The following is a 25,863-nucleotide window of genomic DNA, read 5'->3' as shown; positions in this document are numbered from 1 at the left end:
GTGCGATAGGCACTGGCGACAAAGTCGCCAGAGGGCGATAGGCAGACCACAAGGTCGCCAGCGGGCGGCGACAAGGGGAAGCGGAACTAGTGGTGCGTTCGATCGGGTCGCTTGCCCTTGGGTTGACATTGGCGTTCGGCGGGCCGGCCTGTGCGCAGGATTTGCAGGATCGGCCCACGTCGCCACCCGCGCCCGAACAGGCGCTGGCGACGCCGCCGACCAACGAGCAGATCGATTTCTCGTCCGACCTGCTCGAATATGACAGCAATGCCGATATCGTCACGGCCAGCGGTGAGGTGCGGCTACTGCGCGACGGCAACCGGCTGCGCGCCGATCGGGTGACGTGGAACCGTAAGACCGGACAGGTCGTCGCCGACGGTAATATCGCGGTAACCAACCCGCAGGGCGATATCGCCTATGGCGACCGGATCGAACTGACCGACACGCTGAAGGACGGCGTGGTCGACAATATGCTGGTGGTGCTCGACGAAGGCGGTCGGATCGCGGCAAAGCGCGGTACCCGTTCCGAAAATGGCGTCGTGACCGTCGAGAGTGCCGCCTACACGCCCTGTTCGGTGACCAATTCCGCAGGATGCCCGAAAGAGCCGTCGTGGAAGATCACCGCGATCAAGGTCCGCTACGACCCGATCCGCAAGCGCATCCGCTATACCGGCGCGGGACTGACCATCTTCGGCCTGCCGACGATCCCGCTGCCATCCTTCTCACATTCGATCGGTGATGGCAGCGATTCGGGGCTGTTGGCGCCGTCGATCCGGCTCGACCGGGTCAACGGGGTCGAGGTTGCCGTCCCCTATTATTTCAGTCTGGCGCCCAATCGCGACCTGACGATCACGCCGCACGTCTATACCGCGGTGCTGCCGATGCTGCAGGGCGATTACCGTGCGCTGACGTCGAAGGGCGCATATCGGGTACAGGGCTATGCGACGGTCAGCCGGCGGAGCGACGACCTCGTGCTCGGCATCGTGCCGACGGGCAGCGAACAGTCGTTCCGTGGCTATCTCGACGCGGTCGGCCGATTCCAGCTTGACCCGAACTGGGCGGTGTCGGGTTCGCTGCGCTATACCACCGACCAGACCTTCCTGCGCCGCTACGATATTTCGCGCGACGACCGGCTACGCAACAACGTTACGGTCGAGCGGATCGATCGCGATTCGATGCTGACGATCAGCGGGTGGGCGGTGCAGACGCTCAGGGTCGGCGACGATCAGGGGATGCAGCCGGTGGCGCTGCCCGAACTAGATTATCGCCGCCGTTTCAACGGCCTGTTGGGTGGCGTCGCGCAGGTGCAGTTGAACACGCTGGCGATCGGGCGGAGCGAAGGGCAGGATACGCAGCGCGCCTTTGCCGCCGCGCGCTGGGACCTGACGCGCTACACGCCGCTCGGGCAGGAGGTTACGTTCACAGCCTATGCGCGCGGCGACGTCTATAATGCGCGCGATACGATCGATACCGCGGTGCTCAGCTACCGCGGCGACGAAGGCTTCACCCCGCGCGGCATCGCCGCGGCGGCGGTCGATATCCGCTGGCCGTTCGTCGGCGCGATCGGCGGCGGCACGCAGCGGATCAGCCCGCGCGTGCAACTGGTCGCGTCGCCGAAGATCGCCAACCTGCAGGTCCCGAACGAGGATGCGCGTGCCGTCGACCTCGAGGATTCGAACCTGTTCGCGCTCAACCGCTTCGCGGGGTATGACCGGTTCGAGGATTCGTCGCGCATCACCTATGGCCTCGACTATGCGATCGATCTGCCGGGTGTGGCGGTGGCGGCGACGATCGGGCAGAGCTACCGAGCAAGCGAGCGCGCCAGCATCCTGCCGAGCGGCACCGGGCTGGACGACCGCTGGTCGGATTTCGTCGGGCGGACCGATATCCGGTTTCGCGAACTCGTGACGTTCACCCATCGCTACCGGCTCGACAAGGACGGGCTGAAGATTCGCCGGAATGAACTCGACGCGACGGTCGGAAGTCGCCGGACCTATCTGCAGGTCGGCTATCTGCGGCTGAACCGCGATATCGACGAGCTGGAGGATTTGCAGGACCGCGAGGAAATCCGCGTCGCGGGGCGGATCGCCTATGGTCCATTCTGGTCGGCGTTCGGTTCGGCGACGGTCGACCTGACCGACAAGTCGGAGGATTCGCTTTCGCTGTCCGACGGTTACGATCCGATCCGCCACCGGCTGGGTGTCCAGTATGAGGACGACTGCCTGCGGCTCGGCCTGACGTGGAAACGGGATTATCAGCGGATCGGCGACGCGCGCAGCGGCAGCAGCTATCTGGTAACGCTGGCATTGAAGAACCTGGGACGATAAGGCCCTGTTCAGGCGCGGCGGGTCATGAATTTGCCCGAATGGTGCGGCACCGCCCTGAATTCGCGCGCATGGGATAAGACGACCAAGTGACCAACAACATCGTGAATGTCGGCCGCATCGGCCGTTCGATCGCCGGTTTCGTCGCGATCGCCGCCGCCGCCTCGCTGGCGGCGCAGACCGTCAGCGACGGGCAGGACGTGCCCGGCGCCGATCTGAACCTGCCGGGTAACCCGACGATCTTCGGCAAGCTGGACCCCAATATCCGCAAACCGACGGCGATCGTGAACGACACGGTGCTGACCGGCACCGATGTCGACCAGCGCATGGCGTTGATCGTCGCGCTGAACGATTTCAAGCTGAGCGAACAGGATCGCGAGGTCCTGCGCCAGCAGGTCGTGCGCCAGTTGATCGACGAAACGTTGCAGATCCAGCAGGCCAAGGCGAAGGACATCACCGTCACGCCGGCCGAACTGGAGCAGAGCTTCAACCGGCTGGCCAAACAGCGCTTCAACCAGACGCCCGAACAGCTGCGCGCCTATCTGCGCACGGTCGGATCGTCGGACCGGTCGCTGCGGCGGCAGATCGAGGGCGAACTGGCATGGAGCCGGTTGCTGCGGCGGCAGGTCGAGCCGTTTGTCAATGTCGGTGAAGAAGAGGTCGCCGCGGTCATCAAGCGCATGGAAGAATCCAAGGGCGCCGAAGAATATAGCCTGCGCGAAATCTATATGAGCGCCACGCCCGACCGCGCCGCCGAGGTGCAGGGCGGCATGACCAAGATGATCGAACAGATCCGCCAGGGCGCTCCGTTCGAATATTTCGCGCGCAACTTTTCCGAGGCATCGACCCGTGCGGTCGGCGGGGATCTGGGCTTCGTGCGACTGAACATGTTGCCCGAGCCGTTACAGCGCGCCGCGCAACAGATGCAGGTCGGGCAGATCGCCGGACCGATCGAGGTGCCGGGCGGCTATTCGATCCTGTATCTGGCCGACAAACGGCAGGTGCTGACGGCCGATCCGCGCGACGCCAAGCTGGCGTTGCGGCAGCTCTTCCTGCCCTTCCCCGCCGGCACCACCGAGGCACAGGCGAGCGCGAAGGTCGCCGCCTTCACCGAAGCGACGCAGGCGATCCGCGGCTGCGGCGACGCGACCAAGGTCGCACAGACGCAGAAGGCCGAGATCGTCGACAATGACGCGGTCACCGTCCGCAGCCTGCCACCGGCATTGCAGGAGATCATCCTGAAGCTGAACGTCGGACAGGCCACCCCGCCCTTCGGTTCGCCCAAGGACGGCGTACGCGTGCTGGTGCTGTGCGGTCGCGAAGATCCGCGTAACGGTGCGCTGCCCAGCGCCGCGCAGATCCAGCAGGGGCTGGAGCAGGAACGCGTCAACCTGCGCGCGCAGCGGATGATGCGCGACCTGCGGCGTGACGCGGTGATCGAATATCGTTGAGGGAGCGGGTACGATGCCGGCGATCGCGCCGTTAGCGGTATCGATGGGCGATCCGGCGGGAATCGGTCCGGAAGTGATCGCCAAGGCATGGGAACGGCGCGACGCGGAACGCCTGCCCTGCTTCTTCGCAGTCGGCGACGTGGCGGCGGTGTCGGCGGTGTGGAACGGTCCGGTCGAACGGATCGACGATCCGCGCGACGCGGCGCTGGTTTGCAGCCGGGCATTGCCGGTCGTGTCGGTGGTCGATGGTGACGCGATCATTCCCGGACACCCCGATATCGGCGGCGCGCGCTGTGCGTTGCAGTCGCTGGAACTGGCGGCCGGTCTGGCGCGGTCCGATGCGGCATCGGGGCTGGTCACTGCACCGGTGTCGAAGGCTGAACTGTACCGGATCGGCTTCGATTATCCGGGGCAGACCGAATTCGTCGCCGAACGCTGTGGCGTCGCGCGCGAGAATGCGGTGATGATGCTGGCCGGTCCGACGCTGCGGGTCGTGCCGCTGACGATCCACGAACCACTGGCGGCGGTGCCGCATGTGCTGACCGTTGACCTGCTGGTAGCGCGCGCACGGGCGACGGCGCGGGGGCTGACCCGCGACTTCGGGATCGCGGCGCCGCGTCTCGCGCTCGCCGGGCTCAATCCCCATGCCGGCGAGGGTGGCGCGATCGGGCGCGAGGAGATCGAGGTGATGATCCCCGCCGTTGCGCTGTTGCGCGCCGAGGGGATTGATATCGTCGGGCCGCTGGCCGCCGACACGATGTTCCATCCTCGGGCCCGCGCGCGATACGATGCGGCGCTGTGCGCCTATCACGATCAGGCGCTGATCCCGATCAAGACGCTGCACTTCGACGACGGCGTCAACATCACCCTCGGCCTGCCGATCGTGCGAACCTCGCCCGATCACGGCACCGCCTTCGACATTGCCGGGCAGGACCGGGCAGAGCCGGGTGCGATGATCGCGGCGATCCGCATGGCGGGCGAAGCCGCCGCGCGCCGGGCCGCGGCATGAGCATCGCCCCGGTCGGCGACCTGCCGCCGCTGCGCGACGTCATCAAGCGCCACGACCTGTCGGCGAACAAGGCGCTGGGGCAGAATTTCCTGTTCGATCAGCAATTGCTGGACCGGATCGCGCGTGTTCCCGGCGATTTGCACGATCAGGAAGTGCTGGAGGTCGGTCCCGGTCCGGGCGGACTGACCCGTGCGCTGCTGCTGGCCGGGGCGAAGGTGACCGCGATCGAGCGCGACCGGCGCTGCATTCCAGCACTCGAAGAGCTAGGTGCGGCGTTTCCAGGACGGTTGCGCGTGATCGAGGGCGATGCGCTGGAGATCGACGCGCCGTCGCTGTTCGGGGGGCGGCCGCACATCGCGTCCAACCTGCCCTATAATGTCGGAACCGCGCTGTTCGTCGGCTGGCTGTCGAGCGATTGGCAGCCATGGTGGCGCAGCCTGACGCTGATGTTCCAGCGCGAGGTTGCCGACCGGATTGTCGCGGGCGCCAATGACCATGCTTATGGACGACTGGCCGTGCTGGCGCAGTGGCGCAGCGCCGCGCGGATTGCGATGCCGGTCCATCGCAGCGCCTTCACCCCGCCGCCCAAGGTGATGTCGGCGGTGGTGCATGTCGTGCCGACCGATGTGCCCGATGGCGTCGCGCTCAAGACGCTCGAACGCCTGACTGCCGCGGCGTTCGGACAACGGCGCAAGATGTTGCGGCAGAGTTTGAAGGCGGTCCCGGGCGCGATCGACGCGGCCGAAACGATCGGTATCGACCCGACCCGCCGGGCGGAGACTGTCAGCGTCGCAGAATTCGTGGCGCTTGCACGGCGCTTGGACGCTGGCTGACGCTGGTTACTGCTGGGTCGTGGTCGGCGTACCGGGTACGACGGGCGGGGTCTGTTGCGCGGTCGCGGTGACCGGTGGTCCCTTGGCGATGACGGCTGTCAGTTCGGTGGCGGCGGGGCAGGTCGCGCCGCAGACGGTCTTGAGCTTCGCCAGCGTTTCGCGCGCCCTGGTGACGGCGCCCTTCTGGACCAGCGCCTCGCCCTCACCCTTCAACGCGGCGACGTCATTGGGTTCGAGGCTCAACGCCTCGCGGTACAGGCGGATCGACTTGCCGGGCAGGCCCTGTCCGCGCGCGATATCGGCAAGTGCGATGTAAGCGGGACGGTTGCGCGGGTCGACGACGAGCGCGCTTTCGATCAGACCGACCGCACCCTCGATATTGCCGGCGGCCTGGGCGGCACGTCCCTGTTGCAGCAGCGCGGTCGAACGCGGGTCGATCTGATTATCGGGGCGCTGCCCGCTGAGCGAGGTGGACGCGCAGACCAGAGCGAGCGCGGTCGCGACCGAAACCGAAGTGAACCGCATCAATTTCTCCGATTTCGACACCGCCTTATGCCCGGCCGAGGCGTGCGACGAAAAAGCCGTCGGTTGAATCGGATGCCGGGGTCAGGCGCATTCCCGAACCGTGGACGTGCCCGCGCGGCAATGCAAGCGGCAGCGCGCGCCAATCGCGGTTGCGCGTCAGAAACGCATCGACCTGTCCCGCCCCTTCGGCATCGAGCAGCGAACAGACGACATAGGTGATGGTACCGGTCGGCGAGGTTAGTCCCGCGGCGACGTCGAGCAAGCGAGCCTGCGTCGCGACCACACGGTGGAGCCGGTCGGGGGTCAGCCGCCAGCGTGCCTCCGGATTGCGCCGCCACGTGCCGGTGCCCGAGCACGGTGCGTCGACGATCACCCAGTCGGCCTGTCCGGCGACATCGGCAAGCATCGCGGCTTCCTTGCCCGGATCGAGCAGACGCGGCTCGGCGATCGTCACTCCGGCGCGCACCGCACGCGGGGCGAGACGCGACAGGCGCGGGCGATCGGTGTCGGTGGCGAGAATGCGTCCCTCTCCCGCCATCTGCGCCGCAATAGCCAGCGTCTTGCCGCCACCACCGGCGCACAGATCGATGGCGAAGCCGCCCGGTTCGGCACAGGCGGCGAGCGATACGATCTGGCTGCCGAAATCCTGTACTTCGGCACGGCCGTCGCGCAATGCGTCGCTATCCGGCAGCGTATCGGCGGGCAGCCGGATCGCGTCGGGCAGGTCCGGGGCCGGTTCACCCTTCAGTTCGCCGAGCAGCGTGTCGCGGTCGGTACGGAGGCGGTTGACGCGAATGTCGAGCGGAGCCCGTTCGAGCAAGGCCGCGAGGTCGGTATCGTCGAGCCCGGCGTCGTGCAGTGCATCGACGAGCCATGCCGGTGCGTAGCTGGTTTCAGCGCGCGGTTCGTCCGGTGCGATCGGTGCCGGACCATAAGACGACCCATCAAACGTCGCCGCGAGATCGGCATCGTCATCCGCCAGCGCGACGATCGTGGCACGGGCGTTTACGGGGACCGCGCCGAAACGGCGGACCGCGTCATAAGCGAGGGTGCGGATCGCGCGGCGGTCCTTCGAACCCGCATAGCGCCGTGCGGCGAAAAACCGCTTGGCGACCTGATCGCCCGCCGCACCGCCAGTGCGCGCCGCATCGAGGATCGCGTCGACCAGATCGATCGTCGCCTGGGTCCGTGCCGCCGGAGTCACGCGTTACCGTCCTGAATCACCATGCCCGACACTAGCAACATAACCTACATCAATCTACCTTGCGGGGGCGCAGAGCGCGGTCCCGTACGGTTAACGCGCGGTGACGGAAAACGGGCGATCGAAGAAAACGGGCTGCGGGCCATGTGTGACCCGCAACCTGTTCGGTTCAGCGCGTCGGGTAGTTCGGCGCCTCGCGCGTGATCGTCACGTCATGGACATGGCTCTCCCGCAGGCCGGCATTGGTGATGCGGACGAAGCGTGCACGTTCCTGCAAATCGGTGATGGTGTGCGATCCGGTATAGCCCATCGCTGCCTTCACCCCGCCGACCAGCTGGTGGATGACGTCCTTAGCCGGCCCCTTGAACGCGACCTGCCCCTCGATTCCTTCGGGCACTAGTTTGAGCTGGTCCTTGATATCCTGCTGGAAATAGCGGTCGGCCGAGCCCTTGGCCATCGCCCCGACCGAACCCATGCCACGATAGCTCTTATAGGCGCGACCCTGGTACAGGAAGGTTTCGCCGGGCGCCTCCTCGGTACCGGCCAGCAGCGATCCGATCATCACCGCCGATGCGCCGGCGGCCAGCGCCTTGGCGACATCCCCAGACGTTCGGATGCCGCCGTCTGCAATAACCGGCACGCCGGTTCCCGCCGCTGCCTTGGCTGCGTCCATGACCGCGGTGAGCTGCGGCACGCCGACGCCGGCGACGACGCGGGTGGTGCAGATCGACCCCGGTCCGATGCCGACCTTGATGCCATCCGCGCCCGCATCGATTAGCGCCCGCGTTGCCTCGCCGGTCGCGACGTTGCCGGCGATAACCTGAACGTGCGGGGCGATGGCCTTCACACGCTTCACCGCCTCGGCGACCTGCCGGTTATGGCCATGCGCGGTGTCGATGACGATCAGGTCGCATTCGGCCTCGATCAGCGCCTCGGTGCGCTCATAGCCTTTTTCGCCGACGGTGGTCGCGGCGGCCACGCACAGACGGCCGGCGCCGTCCTTGGTGGCGTTGGGGTAGGTGACGGCCTTCTCGATATCCTTGACGGTGATCAGGCCGACGCAGTGATAGGAATCATCGACCACCAGCAGCTTTTCGATGCGGCGCTGGTGCAGCTGGCGACGGGCCTCCTCCTGCGAGACGCCGATGCTGACCGTCGCGAGGTTGTCGCGGGTCATCAGCTCGGCGACGGGCTGGTTCGGATTTTCGGCGAAGCGGACATCGCGGTTGGTCAGGATGCCGACCAGCTTGCCCGATGCCTCGACGACCGGAATGCCGCTGATCCGGTGTCGCTCCATCAGGGCGCGGGCGGCGGAGAGCGGCGCGTCAGCGGTGATGGTGATCGGGTTGACGACCATGCCGCTTTCGAAGCGCTTGACCGCCCGGACTGCCGCGCACTGTTCCTCGACGGTCAAGTTGCGGTGTAGCACGCCGATCCCGCCCAGCTGCGCCATGACGATGGCCATATCGGCCTCGGTGACGGTGTCCATCGCCGACGACAGGAACGGAATGTTGAGGGCAAGATTGCGGGCGACGCGGGTGCGCGGGTCGGCCTGGCTGGGCAGCACGTCCGATTCCTGCGGAACCAGCAGCACGTCGTCGAAGGTCAGGCCGAGGGTGATATCCATGGGAAGCGTCGTCTCGTATCAGTTGGCGGGGTAGCGGGCGGGATCGGCGAGCGCGCGGGCGAGCGCGACGTGCAGGTCGGCATCCTCGGCGGCACCCGACAGGTCGATATGCGCGAGGTCGTCATTCGGCTTGTGGTAAGGGCCGTCGAGATAGGCGAACAGCCGCTTCATGTCGCTGACCGATCCGGTCGCCATGACGGCGGGAATGCCGCGCTTGCCGAATGCCCAACCGTCCTGCCGCTGCACCATGATGTTCGCCTCGGTATCGGTGTCGACCTTGCGGCCGATCGCGCGGGCGGTGGCATCTACGATGGCGTCGATCTTCGGATGGTTGCCGCGCCCGACCATCGCCACCGGCATGCCGGTCGGGACGATCGCGGCAGTATCGATATTGAGGTTCGCGACGATCTTAAGCGGGGTTTCGGCAACCGCGGCGGCATAGGCATCGGCGCCGATCAGGCCCTTTTCTTCGGCGGTCGTCGCAACGAAATAGATACTGCGCTCTGGACGCGGTCCCTTGGCGAGAACCTTCGCGACTTCGATCAGGATGGCGGTGCCGCTGGCATTGTCGGCGGCACCGTTGCAGATGCGATCGGGCGCGCCTTCCGCCCGGCAGATGCCGATATGATCCCAGTGCGCCGACAACAGCACCGCTTCGTTCGGACGAGTGCGTCCGGGGATCATGCCGACAATGTTTGCAGTGGTGTAGCGGCGGCGGTTGGTCGTCGCCGTCAGGTCGAACGTGCCGTCGATGTCGACGGGGCGGAAATCCTTGGCGGTTCCTGCTTTCGCAAGAGCCCCGGCACGATCGCCGAGCAGCGCGGCCGCCTGCGCTTCGGATAGATAGGCGACCGGGATCGGCAGTGCTTCGCCGTCGCGGACGGTCGAGCGGCCGAAATTCTCGCGGACATCGGCTTCGGAAATCGTGACCGGCGTTAGATAGATTGCGGCGACGGCGCCGGCTTTCGCCAAGGCCCGCGCCTTTGCAGCGCGACCGGCACTAAGCGGCATTACCACGACCTTGCCGCGAACCGGCGCGGCGGCAATCGCATCGGCCTCGATCCCGCCGGCGTAGACGATGCCGGCATCGCCGACGCGCGTCTCGGGCTGAGCACCGATCGCAATTATGTTGGGCAACGGGGTGGTGCGTCCGCCGCGCGTCACCGAGGCAGTTGCCGACTTCCCCTCGATCGCGGTCAATGCCACGTCCTGCCGCCAGCGGCCATCGGGCGCGCCGGGCTTCAGGCCGGCATCGGCGAACGCCTGCAACACATAGGCTTCGGCGCGATCGCCGCCCGGCGTTCCGGGTTCGCGGCCCTCATAGGCATCGCCTGCGAGTATCGCGACATGGTCGCGCAGCATCTGCGGCGTGATGTGCTGGGCTTGGGCCGCCGAGGCGCTGCACAGCAGGGCGGCGAGTCCGAGGATCGGGCGGAGCGACATGCGCCCCACTATCGATCCGAAACGTGACGGGCAAGCGTCAACGCGCGCGTTCGAGCAACCTTTGCGCGGTTTCGACGTGCATCGCCTCGATCATCCGGTCGCGGAACCGCTCTGCCCCGCCGGTCGCAGCGGCGATCAGCGCGGCCGCATCTTCCAGTTCCGCGATGGTGGGCGAGAAGGCAGCGTTGGCGACGGCGATCTGGCCAGGATGGATCAGCGACTTGCCGTCGAAACCGAGCGCCCGTCCCTCGGCGCACTCGCGCGCCAGCCCGTCGGGATCGGCCAGCGCGTTGAACACGCCGTCGATCGCCCAGCCGCCCGCGGCGCGCGCTGCCAGCACGACGCTCTGCAACGCCAGCGTCAGCGCGCCCCGCCCTCCCCCGGGCGGCAGGCGAAGCTCGGCGGCGAGGTCGTTGGTCCCGACCATCAATCCGACCACGCCGGGTGCCGCCGCAATCTCCGCCGCTGCCAGCACCCCGCGCGGCGTTTCGATCATCGCCAGCGCCGTGCGCTCAGCCAAAGGCGCGAGGTCGGCGGCGCGCTCGACCTTGGGCACGACGACCAGCGGTACGTCGCCGATCGCCAGGAGGTCGGCGGCGAACTGATCGCTGTCGGGCGCATTGACGCGAACCGCACCACGTCTCCCAAGAAGATCGATCGCTGCCGGCAAGGCGGCGCGTGCGGTCGCCTTGTCCTCAGCACGAACCGAGTCCTCGAGATCGAGGACGATCAGATCGGCCGGGAGCCCGGCAGCTTTCGCGATCATGTTCGTCCGCGCGGCGGGCACGAACAAAAGGCTGCGCGGAGCAAGGCTTATGGTGGGTTCCATGCCGACGCTATGCTAGACCGGTCCCGGTCGAGGCAAGCGGGGATGAACGATGATCGTAGGCGTGATCGCGGCGCTGGTGCTGTTGGTGCTGCTCTACCTGTTCATGAGCGTCAAGATCGTGACCCAGGGGCATCAATATACGATCGAACATTTCGGTCGCTTCACCGCAGTTGCCCGGCCCGGGTTCAATTTCTACCCGGCCTTTTTCTATCGTGTCGGCCGGAAGGTTAATATGATGGAGCAGGTGATCGATATACCGGGACAGGAAATTATCACCCGCGACAATGCGATGGTTTCGACCGACGGAGTCGTGTTCTTTCAAGTGCTGGACCCGGCCAAGGCGGCTTATGAGGTGTCCGACCTGTATGTCGCGCTCCAGCAGATAACGACCACCAACCTGCGCACGGTGATGGGGTCGATGGACCTCGACGAGACGCTGTCGAAGCGCGACGAGATCAATGCCCGGCTGCTCGGCGTCGTCGACCATGCGACCAATCCGTGGGGCGTGAAGATCACCCGCGTCGAGATCAAGGACATCCGCCCGCCCGCCGATATCGTCAACGCGATGGGCCGGCAGATGAAGGCCGAGCGCGAGAAGCGCGCCAATATCCTCGAGGCCGAAGGCGCTCGCGCCTCCGAAATTCTGCGCGCCGAGGGTCAGAAACAGGCCCGCATCCTCGAAGCCGAAGGGCGCCGCGAATCGGCGTTCCGTGATTCCGAAGCCCGCGAACGTGCGGCGGAAGCGGAAGCCAAGGCGACGCAGGTCGTCAGCGACGCGATCGAAGCGGGTGGAACGCAGGCGATCAACTATTTCATCGCGCAGAAATATGTCGAGGCGGTCGGCAAGTTCGCGACCAGCCCCAATGCCAAGACGATCCTGTTCCCGGTCGAGGCGACGCAGTTGATCGGCACGCTGGGCGGGATCGGGCAGCTGGCGAAGGAAGCGCTGGGCGAGACCAAGGCCGCCGCGCCCGCCGCTGCCCCGACCCCGGCGGTGCGCGAACGGCCGATCGGTCCGTTCGAGCCGCCCGCGCGATGATCGATGGCGGCTATGGCTGGCTGTTGCTCGCGGCGGCGCTGGGCGCGGCCGAGCTGGCGGTGCCGGGCGTATTCCTGGTCTTCGTCGCGATCGCGGCGGCGATTACCGGCCTGTTGGCGCTGTTGTTTCCTGCGCTGACCCTGCCTGCCGAGCTGGCGCTGTTCGGGGCATGGAGCGTGGTGACCGTACTGATCGGGCGGCGCTGGTATGCCGACTATCCGGTCGACAGCGACGATCCGCTGCTCAACGACCGCGCGGCGCGGCTGATCGGGCAGGAAGTGGTGGTCGTCGAAGCGATCGTCGGCGGGATCGGACGGGTGCGGGTCGGCGATAGCGACTGGATCGCGCGCGGACCCGATCTGGACGCCGGTCGCCGCGTGCGGATCGTCGGGGTCAGCGGATCGACGCTGACCGTCGCGTCGGACGATTGACGACGGCCACGCGGCGCAGGACAAGGCGGCAACGCTTCGCTGACAAGGATTGCCGATGGAACTGACCCGCCGCGACTGGATCGCCGGTGCCGCCGCAACGACATTGGCCGCCGCCCTGCCCGCACGCGCGCAGAGCGCCGCTGCCCCGTTCGCCGCCAGTGCCGCCGACAAGGCCGCCGAAGCGACGCTGTCGAAGATTGCCGAGGCGATGCTGGTCGACGCACCGGAGGCGGCAAGCGGCCTGGGCATCGACACCGGCGCGCTAGCGGCGCTGAAGGCTCGGTTGGGCGATCGGTCGGCGGCGGGACAACGGGCGATCGCCGAGCATCTGCGCGCGCATGTCGCGACGTTGAAGGCGATCGACACCGCATCGCTGTCCCCGGCGACCCGGACCGATATCGATGTCGTCAGGACCGCGTTCGAAACCGCGCTCGACGGCTTCGCCCTGCCCTATGGCGACGTCGCGGTCGGCGGGTGGCGCAACACGCCCTATGTCGTGATCCAGAATGTCGGTGCCTATCTCGACATACCGCGTTTCCTCGACAGCGATCATAGCATCGCGACCAAGGCGGATGCCGATGCCTATCTGGCGCGGCTCGACAGCTATGCGACGCAACTGGATGCCGAAACGGCGCGGGTGCGCGCGGCATCGGCCCATGGGGTGGTGCCGCCCGACTTCCTGCTCGACAAGACGCTGAAGCAGATGACGCAGTCGCTTGCCGGCGATCCGTCGAGCTGGGACGTGGTGACGTCGCTGACCCGGCGGACCAAGGACATTCCCGGCGACTGGGGCGCGCAGGCGACCGCCATCGCCCGCGACCGGGTGAAGCCTGCACTCGAACGGCAATTGGCGGCGATGCAGGACGACCGGAAGAAGGCGACGTCGGACGCCGGTATGTGGGCGCGGCCCGATGGCGACACGTGGTATCGCTGGGCATTGCGGGCATCGACCACGACGACGATGACCCCGGATGAGGTCCATGCGATGGGCCGCGACGAACTGGCACGGCTGCAGTCGCAGATGGACGCGATCCTGAAGCCGCTCGGCTATACCAAGGGCAGCGTCGGCGAGCGGATGACCGCGCTCGGCAAGGACCCGCGCTTCACCTTTCAGGAGGGCGATGCCGGCCGCGCGCAGATCATGGAGCTGGTCCAGAACCGGTTGCGCGACATTCGCGCCCGGATGCCGCGCGCGTTCAACACGCTGGCGCCGGGCAATGTCGAGGTGAAGCGCATACCGGTGGTCGAGGAGGCCGGCGCGCCGGGTGCCTATGGCGGGCCGGGGTCGATCGACGGCAAGGTGCCGGGCAAGATGTGGATCAATCTGCGCAATACCGACATCTGGACCCGTTATTCGCTGCCGACGCTGACTTATCACGAAGCGATCCCCGGCCATGTCTGGCAGGGCGAATACAGCTTCCGTCTCCCGCTGATCCGGTCGTTGTTGCAGTTCAACGCCTTTTCGGAAGGCTGGGCGCTCTATGCCGAGCAGTTGGGTGACGAGCTGGGCGCGTATGAGGGCGATCCGGTCGGACGGCTCGGCTATCTCCAGTCGATCGCGTTCCGCGCGTGCCGGATGGTGGTCGATACCGGGCTGCATGCGAAACGCTGGACCCGACAGCAGGCTATCGACTGGTTCGCGAGCACCAACGGGTCGAGCGTCGACGAAGTGACCGGCGAGGTCGACCGCTATTGTTCGTGGCCGGGGCAGGCCTGCGGGTACAAGGTCGGCCATTCGGAGATCAACCGCCTGCGCGACCGGGCGAAGACGGCGCTGGGCGGGCGCTATGATTTCAAGGCGTTCAACGATGCGGTCGTGCAGGGCGGCGGGGTGCCGATGACGGTGCTGGGTCGCAATGTCGATGCGTTCGTGGCGGGGCGGAAGGGCTGAAGGCTACCGGCAACAACCGCCCGGCTGTCACGCCTGCGAGGGCGTGACGTCTGCGAAAGTCTCGCGCCCTGCCAGAAGCTACTCGTACCCCCGGCGGAGGCCGGGGCCCAGTTGGGAGACGGTCGTTAGATCCGGAAAGCTCTCCCCAACTGGGCCCCGGCCTTCGCCGGGGTACGTGAATAAACCCGGTACCTGTTCCGCCTGCTCCCCCGTACCCCCGCGGAGGCGGGGGTCCAGAGCCAAGCAAACCAACGCTTGCGCATATGGCCCTGTGTCCCCGCCTTCGCGGGGACACGGCGGAGCGGACTTTCGCAGAAGTCCCGCCTTCGCGGGAAGGTCGAAGCTTAAAGGTGGTTCGCAACCGTCAGGTCGGTTGACTGTGATTTGGTACCTTTACGTCGTCCACCGCCACCCGCCGCCGTGGCAGCGCCTCGGGCATTTCGTCGCGGATAAAGGCCAGCATCCCCTCACGCAGCGAGCAGCGCAGGTCGAAGGCGCGGGCGGCGTCGGACGCGGTGGCGAGGATACGGACCTCGATCGCGTCGGGCTTGGTGTCGGTCACCTGCAACACATAGGCGCGCCCGTCCCAGAGCGGATCGTCCTTCACCAACTCCTCGAACCTTGCGCGCAGGCGGGGGATGTTGGTTGTCGGGTCGAGCCAGAAAAACGCCGACCCTAGCAGTCCGCTGGTCGTGCGGGTCCAGTTCTGAAAGCTCGATTCGAGGAATTTCGACACCGGCACGACCAGCCGCCGTTCGTCCCACAGGCGGACGACGACATAGGTCAGGCGGATTTCTTCGATCCGGCCCCATTCATTCTCGATGATGACCACATCGTCGATCCGGATCGGTTCGGTGAAGGCCATTTGCACGCCGGCGATGATGTTCTTGAGTGCCGGCTGCGCCGCCGCACCGACCGCGAGGCCGGCGAGACCCGCCGACGCCATCAGCGTGACGCCGATCGAGCGGATGCTGGGGATCGACAACAGCATTAGGCAGACGGTGATGAAGCCGATGGCGATGATCGCGATGCGCCCCAAAATTGCACTGCGCGTCCGCCGCCGCCGGGCGCGCAGATTGTCGGCGACGGTGATGTCGGTTGCGACCTCGATCGCCTTTACCGACGCGCGGATCATCGCGATCGCGAACCAGCCCATCAGCAGCGGTACTACCAGCCCGGCGACCTGCGTCCACAGATCGTCCCAGCGTTCGGGAAGCCGCAGTGGCCTCCGGACGCTGGCCAATGCCATCGCCACCAGGATCCAGCGCATCGGCCGCCACGCATGGTCGACATAGACGTCGTCGACCGACCCCGGCGTGCGTGCCGCGAAGCGTTGCAGCAACCGGAACAGGACAGCGTGAAGAAGCAACGCCGCCACCACCGAAATCCCGACCGTGGCGAGATCGGCGGCGGCCGGGGGCAGCGTGTTCAGGAAACGTTGGATGTCGCGCATGGCTGAAGCAACTTTTTGCGCCGCAGCATGTTCCGGGCGCCGGGCAAACCGAGCCGCAACGCTTGGCTTTCGCGACCCGACCGGCTAGGTTGTCGCCCAACCGAAACATTCCCCGAAAGCACCGAACTTTGACAGACGCGACGCTGATCGCCGACCCATCCGATATCGCCCCCATCTCGATCGTGGACGAGATGCGGTCGAGCTATCTCGACTATGCGATGAGTGTGATCGTCGCCCGGGCGCTGCCCGACGTGCGCGACGGGTTGAAGCCGGTGCATCGCCGCATTCTGTTCTCGGCACAGGAAAGCGGCTTCGTCCCCGGCAAGGCGTATCGCAAGTCGGCGCGCATCGTCGGCGACGTAATGGGTAAATACCACCCGCACGGCGACACCGCGATCTACGACGCACTGGCGCGCATGGCGCAGCCATGGTCGATGCGGCTGCCGCTGATCGATGGTCAGGGCAATTTCGGATCGATGGACCCCGATCCGCCTGCCGCGATGCGCTATACCGAGGCGCGCCTCGCCAAATCGGCGATGGCGCTGCTCGACGATCTCGACAAGGATACGGTCGATTTCGTGCCGAATTACGACGGATCGGAGCGCGAGCCGGCGGTGTTGCCGGCACGCTTCCCGAACCTGCTGGTCAACGGCGCGGGCGGGATTGCGGTCGGCATGGCGACCAACGTGCCGCCGCACAATCTGGGCGAAGTGGTCGATGCCTGCCTCGCCACGATCGATCGCCGGGTCGAGGGCGGCGAGCCGCTGACGCATGACGAACTGTGCGAGATCGTGCCGGGGCCGGACTTTCCGACCGGAGCGCTGATGCTCGGCCGTGCCGGTGCGCGTGCGGCTTATGCCGGTGGGCGCGGGTCGATCATCCTGCGCTCGCGCCACACGGTCGAGGCACGCGGCGAGCGGCGCTCGATCGTGCTGACCGAAATCCCGTTCCAGGTCGGCAAGTCCGGGCTGGTCGAGAAGATCGCCGAGGCCGCCAAGGACAAGCGGATCGAGGGCGTCAGCGACATTCGCGACGAATCGAACCGCGAAGGCGTGCGCATCGTCATCGACCTGAAGCGTGACGCGACCCCCGACGTGGTGCTCAATCAGTTGTGGCGGCACACGCCGGCGCAGTCGAGCTTCGCCGCCAACATGCTGGCGATCCGGGGCGGGCGGCCCGAACTGCTCAACCTTGCGCAGATCATCGACGCGTTCGTCGGCTTCCGCGAGGAAGTCATCACCCGCCGGTCGAAGTATGAACTGGCCAAGGCGCGCGAGCGGGCGCATCTGTTGCTGGGGCTGGTGATTGCGGTCACCAATCTCGACGAGGTGGTGCGGATCATTCGCGGGTCGGAAAGCCCCGCCGCCGCGCGCGCCGCCTTAATGGCACGCGAATGGCCGGTGGCGGAGATCGCGCCGTATCTCAAACTGGTCGAGGCGGTTGAATCCGACACGACCGGCGACGTCTATCGCCTGTCCGACCTGCAGGTCCGCGCGATCCTCGACCTGCGCCTCCATCGCCTGACCGCGCTCGGCCGCGACGAGATCGGCGAGGAGCTGAAGACGCTCGCCGGGTCGATCAGCCATCTGCTCGAAATCCTCGGCAACCGCGCCAAGCTGTATGCGGTGATGCGGCAGGAACTGGTCGATGTCCGCGCCGAATTCGCGACGCCCAGGCGTACCGAGATCGCCGGGGCCGCCGACGGCATCGACGACGAGGATCTGATCGAGCGCGAGGAGATGGTCGTCACCGTCACGGTGCAGGGCTATATCAAGCGCACGCCGCTCGACGCCTTCCGCGCGCAGAAGCGTGGCGGCAAGGGCCGCGCCGGTATGGCGACCAAGGACGAGGATGCGATCACGAACCTGTTCGTGACCAGCACCCATACCCCGGTGCTGTTCTTCTCGACCGCCGGCAAGGTGTACCGCATGAAGGTGTGGCGCCTGCCCGAAGGGGGTCCGGCGACGCGCGGGCGGCCGATGGTCAATTTGCTGCCGCTGGCGGCCGGCGAGACGATCTCGACCGTGCTGCCGCTGCCCGAGGATGAGGAGCGGTGGAGCGACCTGCACGTCATGTTCGCGACCGCGAACGGTACGGTGCGGCGCAACTCGATGGATGCGTTCGCGAATATCCCGACCGCGGGCAAGATCGCGATGCGCTTCGACGACGATAGCGACGATCGCCTGATCGGCGTGGCGCTGCTGACCGAGACCGACGACGTGCTGCTGGCGACCAAGGCGGGCAAGGCGATCCGCTTTGCCGCGACCGATGTGCGCGAATTTCAGAGCCGTACCTCGACCGGCGTGCGCGGCATCTCGCTGGGCAAGGACGATGAGGTGATCTCGCTGTCGATCCTTGGCGGGTTCGAGGCAAGTGCCGAGGAACGCGAACAGTATTTGAAGGCGGCGCCGTGGAAGGAAGGTGAGCGCGAGGTCACTCTGTCGGCCGAGCGCATGGCCGAGTTCGAGGCGGCGGAGGAGTTCATCCTGACTGTCACCGCCAACGGCTTCGGCAAGCGCACGTCGGCCTATGAATATCGCCGCACCGGGCGCGGGGGTCAGGGAATCACCAACATCGTCACCTCCGACCGCAACGGGCCGGTCGTGGCGAGTTTCCCGGCGCATAATGGCGAGCAGCTGATGCTGGTGACCGATCAGGCGAAGCTGATCCGCACCACCGTCGGCGACATTCGCGTCGCGGGCCGCAATACGCAGGGGATCACGATCTTCCGCGTCGGCATGGGCGAACAGGTCGTGTCCGCCGCCAAAATCGACGAGGACGAGACTCCCGAGAACGAAGCGGAGGCGATCGTCGCCGAGGAACGCGCGGCGATGCCGCCGGTCGAGGGCGATATCGTGCTCGACGACGGGACCGGCCCCGATACGATCAGCGAGAAGGACATCGAGGAATGAAGCCCGCCACCGCCTTCAAGGTGCTGACCGCCGGGCAGATGGCGGCGCTGGAGGCGGGCAGCTTCGACGGGGCGCCGGTGGATCTGGCCGATGGCTATATCCACCTGTCGACCTTCGACCAGTTGACCGAGACCGTCGACAAGCATTTCGCCGGGCAGGACGACCTGCATGTGGCGGAGGTCGACCTCGATGCGTTGGGCGAGGCGGTGAAGTGGGAACCGTCGCGCGGCGGGCAGCTGTTTCCGCATCTGTACGGACCGCTGCCGCTGGAGGTGGTGGTGGCCTATGGACCGCTGCACCGGGATGACGCTGGCCAGGTCAAGCGGCCGATTACCGGCTGAGATCCCTTCCATTTTTGAGGGGAGCGCGATCGAGCCGTTTGAGGCAGCCGCCCCTCCACCACCGCTTCGCGGCGGTCCCCCCCGTGCCGGGGAGGATTTAGAGTGTGATGACGGCAGGTAGAACCGTTCGTGCTGAGTAGGGGCTGAGCGAAGTCGAAGACCCGTATCGAAGCACCTGCTACCAACGGTCCTTCGATACGCCATTTCGACAAGCTCAATGGCTACTCAGGACGAACTGGGCAGGCTCATGTCATCATGCTCTAGGCGTAGAGTTCGATTACCTCCGCCCCCTGCCCGACTGCTTCCAGCAACAATGTGCGGTGGCAATGTTCCGGGTGGCGTTCGAAGCATAGCAGCGCCGAGGGCATCTCCGCCGCCAGCCCGAGCATGATTGCCGCCTGCGCCTGCGCCTCCGGCAGTTCCAACTGCTCGTCGTAGACCGCGCGCAGCGTCGCCACGTCTCCCTTTTTCGCCGCATCGCGTCCGCGCTTGGGCGTACCAAGCGCCTTCAAATGCACATAGTCGATGTCGTGCGTCGCCAGTTCAGCCGCCAATGACGATTTTGAGAAGCCCGGTCGTCGCGACAGGGGCAGCGCGCGTACGTCGATGATCCGGCGAACGCCCGCCGCCTGCAACGCCGCGACGAATTCCGCCACGGTTACCGCCTCATAGCCGATGGTATAGATTTTCATGCGCCTTCCCTTCGTCGCATGCGACCAACGTATAACCCAATAAATCGGCAGTCCGTTTCGTACGTTCATTGCCGGTTTGGTTCGGCCGGCCTAGACGCCCGGACATGCAGTATGACGTTCATATCATCGGCGGCGGGCTCGCCGGGTCCGAGGCCGCGTGGCAACTGGCACAAGGCGGGGCGAAGGTCCGCCTGTCGGAAATGCGCGGCGGCGGCGACAGCACGCCTGCGCATCAGGGCGACGATCTGGCCGAACTGGTCTGTTCGAACAGCTTCCGCTCCGACGACGCCGAATCGAATGCGGTCGGCCTGCTGCATGCCGAGATGCGCGCGCTCGGGTCGCTCATCATGGCCAAGGGTGACGAACACAAGGTACCGGCGGGATCGGCGCTGGCGGTCGATCGCGACGGCTTTTCCGCCGCCGTCACCGCCGCGCTGGCATCGCATCCAAACATCACCATCGTCCGCGAACGGATCGACACTCTGCCCGACAGCGGCATGACGATCGTCGCCACCGGCCCGCTGACCGCGCCCGGCCTCGCCGGCGATATCGGCAGCGCGACCGGGGCGGAGGCACTCGCCTTTTTCGACGCGATCGCACCGATCGTCCATCGCGACTCGATCGACATGGAGCAGGCATGGTTTCAGAGCCGGTGGAACAAGGGCGACGGCAAGGATTACATCAACTGCGCGATGAACCGCGAGCAGTATGAAGCCTTCCATGCCGGACTGATGGCGGCGGAAAAGGCCGAGTTCCGCGAATGGGAAAACGTCCCCTATTTCGAAGGCTGCATGCCGATCGAGGTCATGGCCGAGCGCGGGCTGGATACGCTGCGCTTCGGGCCGATGAAGCCGGTTGGGCTTGACGATCCGCGCACCGGGCGCTGGCCGCATGCGGTGGTGCAGTTGCGGCAGGACAATGCCAGCGGCACGTTGTGGAACATCGTCGGGTTCCAGACCAAGCTGAAGCATGGCGAACAGGTGCGGCTGTTCCGTACCATTCCGGGTCTCGAGAATGCCGAGTTCGCGCGGCTGGGCGGCCTGCATCGCAATACCTTCATCCGCTCGCCCGAACTGCTCGACCCGACGCTGCGACTGAAGGCGCGGCCGCATCTGCGCTTCGCGGGGCAGATGACCGGGTGCGAGGGCTATGTCGAGAGCGCGGCGGTCGGGCTGCTTGCGGGACGGTTTGCTGCGGCCGAACTGGCCGGGCGCAGCGTCGCGCCTCCGCCGGTCGAGACGGCGATGGGCGCGCTGCTCCATCACATCACCGGGGCGGCGGTGGCCGAGACCTATCAGCCGATGAACGTCAATTTCGGGCTGATGCCGCCAATCCCCGGCCGTACCAAGAAAGCCGATCGCAAGAAGATGTACACGTCGCGCGCCCGCGACGCGTTCGAACCCTGGGCGAGCGCGCTTACGGCCGGGTGAGGTTGAGCGCGAGGAAACTCGCGCCCGCCCCCAGCATCAGCAAGCCGGTGCCGCCGATCGCGCCATAGACCGGGCCCCATGCCGCGAAGGCTGCGGCAAAGGTGGCGACGACGAGCGCCCAGCCGCCACGGCGTCGCCACCGGGGATCGATACCCTGCCACCGATCGCGATGGCGGTCGCTACCGAGCGCCAAGAGGGCGAAGGCGGCGAGCGCGAACAAGAGTGCGATCAGGATCATTCGGCCGGTGCCCAGTTTGCGGTGTCGATCGAGGAGGCGGCGCGGACGGCGCGCCGCCGTGCCTTCGGGCGGAAGCGATGCACGCGCCATGCAGCAAAGCCGAACCCGGTACCGAGTGCGAGAAAGGTCAGATCGGCCCCCGCCAGCACCCAGTCCCCGCGCGCGATCGTCGCTGCCAATCCGGTCGGCAGCGCGACCATATTATAGAGCGGCAACGCGATAAGCAGCATCGCCTGCAACGCCAGCAACTCGACCCATGCCCGCGCCGGTTTGCGTAGCAGGGCGTACAAGAACAGCGCACCCCAGCCGGCGAACATCACGTTGATCTCGCCATCGGCTCGCGCCGCCATGTCGACCGGCAGCAACCGGTTGGCCCAGAGATATAACGTCATCGCGATCGGGAAGCCGGCAATGAAACCGACATTCAGTCGCTCGACGACACGGAAGCCGAAATGCGGACGGGCCGGATCAGGCAACCGCTCGCGCCGCTTGACCGTCCACAGTACCAGCCCGCTCGCCACCATCAGCGATCCGGCGATGCCGCACAGGAAATACAGCCAGCGCATCGGATAATCGCCGAACCGACCGGCGTGCAGCCCGACCATCACCCCCTGCGTCTCGACCGCGCCACCGGGCGGCGGGGCGCGCCAGACCAGCCGCCCGGTCACGCCGTCATAGGCCAGCGCCGGGGTCCGCGCCGACAACATCGACGTCCCCGACTGGGTCAGGGTGATCCTCACCGCGGCGTCGCCGGGGTTGAACACGGTGATATAGCCGACCTGTCCACCGAGCCGCCGTTCGGCATCGCGCAGGACCGGACCGAGCGGGGTCAATGGCGCCGCGCGTTCGGTCCGCTCGACCGCTGGTGCCTCGGGAAAGACCGCGGCGTAGAGCTTGGCCGGATCCTCGTAATTGGCGACGATCGCCCAGGGCATCAGCATCGCAATCAGCGTGACCAGCCCGGTATAAGTAATCATCACGTGGAACGGCAGTGCGAGCACCGCCGTGGCATTATGGCCGTCGAGCCAGCTACGCTGCCCCTTGCCCCGGCGCAGCGTGAAGAAGTCGCGGAAGATTTTCTTGTGGGTAACGATGCCGGTGAAGATTGCGACTAGCATGAACATCGCGGCGATGCTCACCAGCCAACGCGCCCAGAACACGGGCATATAGTGCAGGTCGAAGTGGAAGCGATAGAAGAAGTCCCCGCCGCGGGTGTCGCGCGCAGTCCCCTCCTGCCCGTCGCTGCCGATAAAGGCCCGGGTATCGCGGCGTCCGCGACGGCGTTCCTCGCCGGGCTTGGCCTGCGGCACCCAGAAGACGTCGCCGCCGGCACTCTGAGCGCCTGGTACGGTGATGAACCAGCTCTGCGCATCCGGCGCGCGACGGTTGAGGAAGGCGACGGCCCCCTCGACCACCCGTTCGCGACTGGCGACCGGGGCCAGTTCGGGTCGCGTCCAACGGTTCAACGCCTCGCGCCAATAGGCCGAGGTGCCCGCCACGAAGATTGCGAACAGCAGCCAGCCGAGCAGCAGCCCCGACCAGGTGTGCAGAGTCGATTGCGACTGGCGAAATCCCTTACTCATATCCGCCCCCAGATGGCGACCGATCCCCAGGTGATCGCGCCGGCGACCGCGCCCGCCACGACCAGCGTCCACAGCGCCCGCCAGCCGCTGCGCGCGGCATAGGCCCACATCGCGGCGAGCGCGCATAGCAGCAGCGCGATCAGCGCCGCCGCCATCGTCGTCTGCACCGGATCGCCGGGCAGTATTCGCGCCAGCGCCATCGCCCACAGGCAGGCCACGGCATAGCCGACCGGCATCGCCGCGATCAGCCGCAGCGCATTATCGGCCAGCCGCCGCCACAGGATATGCCGCGGCTGCGCGATCACGGCAAATTGACCCGGACGCTGGCGAACACGGTGCGCGGCGCCCCATAATAATTGCCGCGCCCGGTCGAGGAGATGCGCGCGTAATAGGTGCGGTCGAACAGGTTGTTGACGTTCACCGCCAGCGACAGATTGTCGGTGATGCGATATCCGGCGCGCAGATCGGCGACCGCATAGCTGCCTTGCCGCACGATCGTTGACGGCGTCCGCAGCGTGCCGTTGGCGTTATAGACCGGCGGGTTGCCGCTCCATGTGCCGTCGAACCACGTCACCCCCGCCCCGACGCTGGCCCCGGCAAGCGGACCGTCGCCGGCTTCGTAATTGCTGAACAGCTTGACCATATGCTCGGGGATCACCGGCAACAGGCTCAATCCCTCCAGCACCGGATTGGCGTCCGCCAGATACTTTGTCCGGGTGAAGGTATAGCCGCCGTTGATTCGCCAGCCGGGCAGGATCTCGCCGCTTGCCTCCGCTTCGATCCCCCGCGCGCGTACCTTGCCGATCTGATAGGCGAGGGTCGGTTCGTTGGGGTCGTTGAACAGGCGGTTGGTCTGCGTGATCTGATAGAGTGCAGCCGACAACAGGAGCCGCTTGTCCATCAGCGACAGCTTGCTGCCGACCTCATATTGTTCGCCGATCAATGGCTCGACCGCGCCGCCGCCGGGCAGGCTGCGGCCGGCGGGCGGGGCCTGCGGCGTGAAGCTGTCGGCATAGCTGGCGTACAGGTTCAGGTCGCTGGTCACGTCCCACACGATCCCGGCATAGGGGGTGAAGCGTTCGTCGAAGCTGTAGCGGCCAGGCAACGGGATCGTCCCGGTCGCGACGCGGGTGGTCGTGATCGTGGTGTCCCACCACGTCATGCGCCCGCCGCCGACCAGCGTCAGCCCGGCCAGCGGGCTGAGCCGCATCTGGCCGTAGAGACCATATTGCTCGATCTCGGTCTGCGACCCGCCATAGACCTGCGTCACCGGACCGTTCGGTCCCTGAAACGCCGGCAGCGGACCATAGAGGTCGAGCGGCGGTTCGGCCGGGGAGACGGGGTCGAAGACGTTGATCCGCGCATAGTTGGACAGGCGGGTGAAATCGGACGTCGCCGAGCTCGCCTGATAATCGGCGCCGAGGATCAGCGTCTGGTCGCGGCCGAAGGCGGGGAAGCTGCCGACGCCGTTGAAATCGAACGACCGGCTCTGCATCGCGCTGTCGCCGCGATAGGCGATGTGGTTGGTCGTGCCGCCATTGGCGGGGGTCACCGGCTGGTTGCCGATATAGCTGTAGATGTCGACGCGATCGACGTTCGCCAGCAGGCCCGTCGCGCGCAGTGTCCAGCGATCGCTGACCCGGTGCGCCAACTCGACGAAGCCCGACCAGCTTTCCGAGCGGAACCGGTTCCAGTCGGCGCCGAGATAGGTCGAGCGATCGACGTCGAGCAGCCGCCCGTCGCTACCATCGGCACCGCCGACATATCCGGGCAGGCCCGATTGGATCGCGGGCTTGAACAGGTCGTAATTGCCGCCGACGGTCAAGGTCGTGCGATCGCCGATCTCGGTATCGGCCACGCCGAACGCGGCGAAGCGATAGCGGTGGGCAATGTCGAAGAACTGGTCCTGATCCTGCGCCATTGCGCCGAGCCGCAGGCCGGAGCGATCGTCGAGGGGTGTCGACACGTCGACTTCGCCGCGGATATTGTCGAAACTGCCATAGCCGGCGAGCGCGCTGACGGCAAAGGTGTCGAGCGGCCGCTTGCGCACCAGATTGATGCTGCCCGCCGGATTGCCGGCGCCACTGAACAGCCCCGCCGGGCCGCGCAGCACCTCGACCCGGTCGTACAGGAACAGGTCGGGCACGACGGCCGGAAAGCCGAAGGCGAGGGTCGGGACACCGTCGACCAGATAGTTGTTGATGGTGAAGCCGCGCGACAGATAGGACGGATCCTCGCTGCTGATCCCGGTCACGGTCACGCCGTTGGTGACGGTCAGGGCGTCTTCGAGGGTGAAGAGGTTGCGTTGCTGCAACTGCGCCTGATCGATCACGGTGATGGTGTTCGGCACGTCCTTCAGCGGGGTGACGGTCTTGCCGACCGCCTGCCCATAGCTTTTGCCGACGACGATAATCTCTTCCCCACGTTGCGCGTCCGCTTCCTCGTTCGTCGGAACGACCGGTTCGGCCAGTGCCGGAACCGCTGCCACCATCGAAAGCAGTCCCGACAGCGTCGTCGTGCGTACCAGACGCTTCATCATTCCCCCTTTGCGAGTCACTTTCAATATGCCTGGCACTAACGGCACGAAACGTACATTGCAACGCTATTGCGA

21 protein-coding genes are annotated in these 25,863 nt (G+C 66.5%); 10 read left to right on the top strand and 11 right to left on the bottom strand.

Annotation, left to right across the window (positions count from 1 at the left end; all coding sequences use genetic code 11):
* The first annotated feature begins 92 nt into the window (after nucleotides 1-92).
* The 4 genes from lptD to rsmA all read left to right on the top strand — a co-directional run bounded on the left by lptD (nucleotide 93) and on the right by rsmA (nucleotide 5,617).
* Nucleotides 93-2,327, top strand: a complete 2,235-nt coding sequence (gene lptD, locus AAIO73_RS01770; RefSeq protein ID WP_345875776.1) for an LPS-assembly protein LptD — start codon at nucleotides 93-95, stop codon at nucleotides 2,325-2,327.
* Between the two features lie 86 nt (nucleotides 2,328-2,413).
* The gene (locus AAIO73_RS01765; RefSeq protein WP_345875774.1) at nucleotides 2,414-3,775 is read left to right on the top strand and encodes a peptidylprolyl isomerase; all 1,362 of its coding nucleotides are present in this window, start codon (nucleotides 2,414-2,416) and stop codon (nucleotides 3,773-3,775) included.
* A gap of 13 nt (nucleotides 3,776-3,788) precedes the next feature.
* Nucleotides 3,789-4,784 carry a 4-hydroxythreonine-4-phosphate dehydrogenase PdxA gene (pdxA, locus tag AAIO73_RS01760; RefSeq protein ID WP_345875772.1) on the top strand — a complete coding sequence of 332 codons (996 nt, stop codon included), beginning with the start codon at nucleotides 3,789-3,791 and terminating at the stop codon, nucleotides 4,782-4,784.
* On the top strand, nucleotides 4,781-5,617 hold the full coding sequence (rsmA, locus tag AAIO73_RS01755) for a 16S rRNA (adenine(1518)-N(6)/adenine(1519)-N(6))-dimethyltransferase RsmA (protein ID WP_345875770.1): 837 nt from the start codon (nucleotides 4,781-4,783) through the stop codon (nucleotides 5,615-5,617). Before pdxA ends, rsmA begins: the two co-directional genes overlap by 4 nt.
* 6 nt (nucleotides 5,618-5,623) lie before the next feature.
* On the opposite strand, the gene AAIO73_RS01750 is transcribed toward rsmA, so the two are convergent.
* From AAIO73_RS01750 to AAIO73_RS01730, 5 genes are all read right to left on the bottom strand, one after another.
* Nucleotides 5,624-6,142, bottom strand: a complete 519-nt coding sequence (locus AAIO73_RS01750) for a tetratricopeptide repeat protein (protein WP_345875768.1) — start codon at nucleotides 6,140-6,142, stop codon at nucleotides 5,624-5,626.
* Nucleotides 6,143-6,167: 25 nt separating this feature from the next.
* Nucleotides 6,168-7,346: an RsmB/NOP family class I SAM-dependent RNA methyltransferase gene (locus AAIO73_RS01745; protein WP_345875767.1), complete on the bottom strand. Its 1,179-nt coding sequence runs from the start codon at nucleotides 7,344-7,346 to the stop codon at nucleotides 6,168-6,170.
* Nucleotides 7,347-7,512: 166 nt separating this feature from the next.
* Nucleotides 7,513-8,970 (bottom strand): IMP dehydrogenase, encoded by a 1,458-nt coding sequence (gene guaB / locus AAIO73_RS01740; protein ID WP_345875765.1) that lies wholly within the window; start codon nucleotides 8,968-8,970, stop codon nucleotides 7,513-7,515.
* Between the two features lie 18 nt (nucleotides 8,971-8,988).
* Nucleotides 8,989-10,413 carry a M20/M25/M40 family metallo-hydrolase gene (locus AAIO73_RS01735; protein WP_345875764.1) on the bottom strand — a complete coding sequence of 475 codons (1,425 nt, stop codon included), beginning with the start codon at nucleotides 10,411-10,413 and terminating at the stop codon, nucleotides 8,989-8,991.
* Between the two features lie 37 nt (nucleotides 10,414-10,450).
* A complete protein-coding gene (locus tag AAIO73_RS01730) occupies nucleotides 10,451-11,242 on the bottom strand; it encodes an HpcH/HpaI aldolase/citrate lyase family protein (RefSeq protein ID WP_345875762.1) in 792 nt (263 codons plus the stop codon).
* Nucleotides 11,243-11,291: 49 nt separating this feature from the next.
* Here AAIO73_RS01730 and AAIO73_RS01725 point away from each other — a divergent pair, with 49 nt between their 5' ends.
* From AAIO73_RS01725 to AAIO73_RS01715, 3 genes are read left to right on the top strand one after another with little or no spacing between them, the layout of a single operon-like run.
* A complete protein-coding gene (locus tag AAIO73_RS01725) occupies nucleotides 11,292-12,281 on the top strand; it encodes an SPFH domain-containing protein (RefSeq protein WP_345875760.1) in 990 nt (329 codons plus the stop codon).
* Nucleotides 12,278-12,712 (top strand): NfeD family protein, encoded by a 435-nt coding sequence (locus AAIO73_RS01720; protein ID WP_345875758.1) that lies wholly within the window; start codon nucleotides 12,278-12,280, stop codon nucleotides 12,710-12,712. Before AAIO73_RS01725 ends, AAIO73_RS01720 begins: the two co-directional genes overlap by 4 nt.
* Nucleotides 12,713-12,767: 55 nt before the next feature.
* Nucleotides 12,768-14,603, top strand: coding sequence for a DUF885 domain-containing protein (locus AAIO73_RS01715; RefSeq protein ID WP_345875756.1), 1,836 nt, complete (start codon nucleotides 12,768-12,770; stop codon nucleotides 14,601-14,603).
* A gap of 364 nt (nucleotides 14,604-14,967) precedes the next feature.
* Here the strand turns inward: AAIO73_RS01715 and AAIO73_RS01710 are convergent, their stop codons facing one another.
* The gene (locus AAIO73_RS01710; protein ID WP_345875754.1) at nucleotides 14,968-16,056 is read right to left on the bottom strand and encodes a mechanosensitive ion channel family protein; all 1,089 of its coding nucleotides are present in this window, start codon (nucleotides 16,054-16,056) and stop codon (nucleotides 14,968-14,970) included.
* A gap of 128 nt (nucleotides 16,057-16,184) precedes the next feature.
* Between AAIO73_RS01710 and gyrA the strand changes: the two genes are divergently transcribed.
* Both gyrA and AAIO73_RS01700 read left to right on the top strand, forming a co-directional pair.
* Nucleotides 16,185-18,968, top strand: a complete 2,784-nt coding sequence (gyrA, locus tag AAIO73_RS01705; protein WP_345875753.1) for a DNA gyrase subunit A — start codon at nucleotides 16,185-16,187, stop codon at nucleotides 18,966-18,968.
* Nucleotides 18,965-19,309 (top strand): DUF952 domain-containing protein, encoded by a 345-nt coding sequence (locus AAIO73_RS01700; protein ID WP_345875750.1) that lies wholly within the window; start codon nucleotides 18,965-18,967, stop codon nucleotides 19,307-19,309. Before gyrA ends, AAIO73_RS01700 begins: the two co-directional genes overlap by 4 nt.
* Before the next feature lie 260 nt (nucleotides 19,310-19,569).
* On the opposite strand, the gene AAIO73_RS01695 is transcribed toward AAIO73_RS01700, so the two are convergent.
* Entirely contained in the window at nucleotides 19,570-20,001 is a 432-nt protein-coding gene (locus tag AAIO73_RS01695) for a DUF488 domain-containing protein (protein WP_345875748.1), read from the bottom strand.
* Nucleotides 20,002-20,105: 104 nt separating this feature from the next.
* On the opposite strand from AAIO73_RS01695, the gene trmFO reads away from it, so the two are divergent.
* The gene (gene trmFO / locus AAIO73_RS01690; RefSeq protein WP_345875747.1) at nucleotides 20,106-21,431 is read left to right on the top strand and encodes a methylenetetrahydrofolate--tRNA-(uracil(54)-C(5))-methyltransferase (FADH(2)-oxidizing) TrmFO; all 1,326 of its coding nucleotides are present in this window, start codon (nucleotides 20,106-20,108) and stop codon (nucleotides 21,429-21,431) included.
* On the opposite strand, the gene AAIO73_RS01685 is transcribed toward trmFO, so the two are convergent.
* The 4 genes from AAIO73_RS01685 to AAIO73_RS01670 are packed head-to-tail and all read right to left on the bottom strand — an operon-like array spanning nucleotide 21,418 to nucleotide 25,791.
* Nucleotides 21,418-21,669 (bottom strand): DUF3325 family protein, encoded by a 252-nt coding sequence (locus tag AAIO73_RS01685; RefSeq protein ID WP_345875745.1) that lies wholly within the window; start codon nucleotides 21,667-21,669, stop codon nucleotides 21,418-21,420. The genes trmFO and AAIO73_RS01685 overlap by 14 nt on opposite strands.
* Nucleotides 21,666-23,252: a PepSY-associated TM helix domain-containing protein gene (locus AAIO73_RS01680; RefSeq protein ID WP_345875743.1), complete on the bottom strand. Its 1,587-nt coding sequence runs from the start codon at nucleotides 23,250-23,252 to the stop codon at nucleotides 21,666-21,668. The genes AAIO73_RS01685 and AAIO73_RS01680 overlap by 4 nt, the downstream gene beginning before the upstream one ends.
* Nucleotides 23,249-23,557, bottom strand: coding sequence for a hypothetical protein (locus AAIO73_RS01675; RefSeq protein ID WP_345875741.1), 309 nt, complete (start codon nucleotides 23,555-23,557; stop codon nucleotides 23,249-23,251). Before AAIO73_RS01675 ends, AAIO73_RS01680 begins: the two co-directional genes overlap by 4 nt.
* Nucleotides 23,554-25,791 carry a TonB-dependent siderophore receptor gene (locus AAIO73_RS01670; protein ID WP_345875740.1) on the bottom strand — a complete coding sequence of 746 codons (2,238 nt, stop codon included), beginning with the start codon at nucleotides 25,789-25,791 and terminating at the stop codon, nucleotides 23,554-23,556. Before AAIO73_RS01670 ends, AAIO73_RS01675 begins: the two co-directional genes overlap by 4 nt.
* Between the last annotated feature and the right edge of the window lie 72 nt (nucleotides 25,792-25,863).

It is taken from the genome of Sphingomonas epibiotica, assembly GCF_039615155.1.
Lineage (GTDB): Bacteria > Pseudomonadota > Alphaproteobacteria > Sphingomonadales > Sphingomonadaceae > Sphingomonas.
Note: the sequence above shows the minus strand (reverse complement) of the source record. Positions and strands in the feature narration are given on the sequence as shown.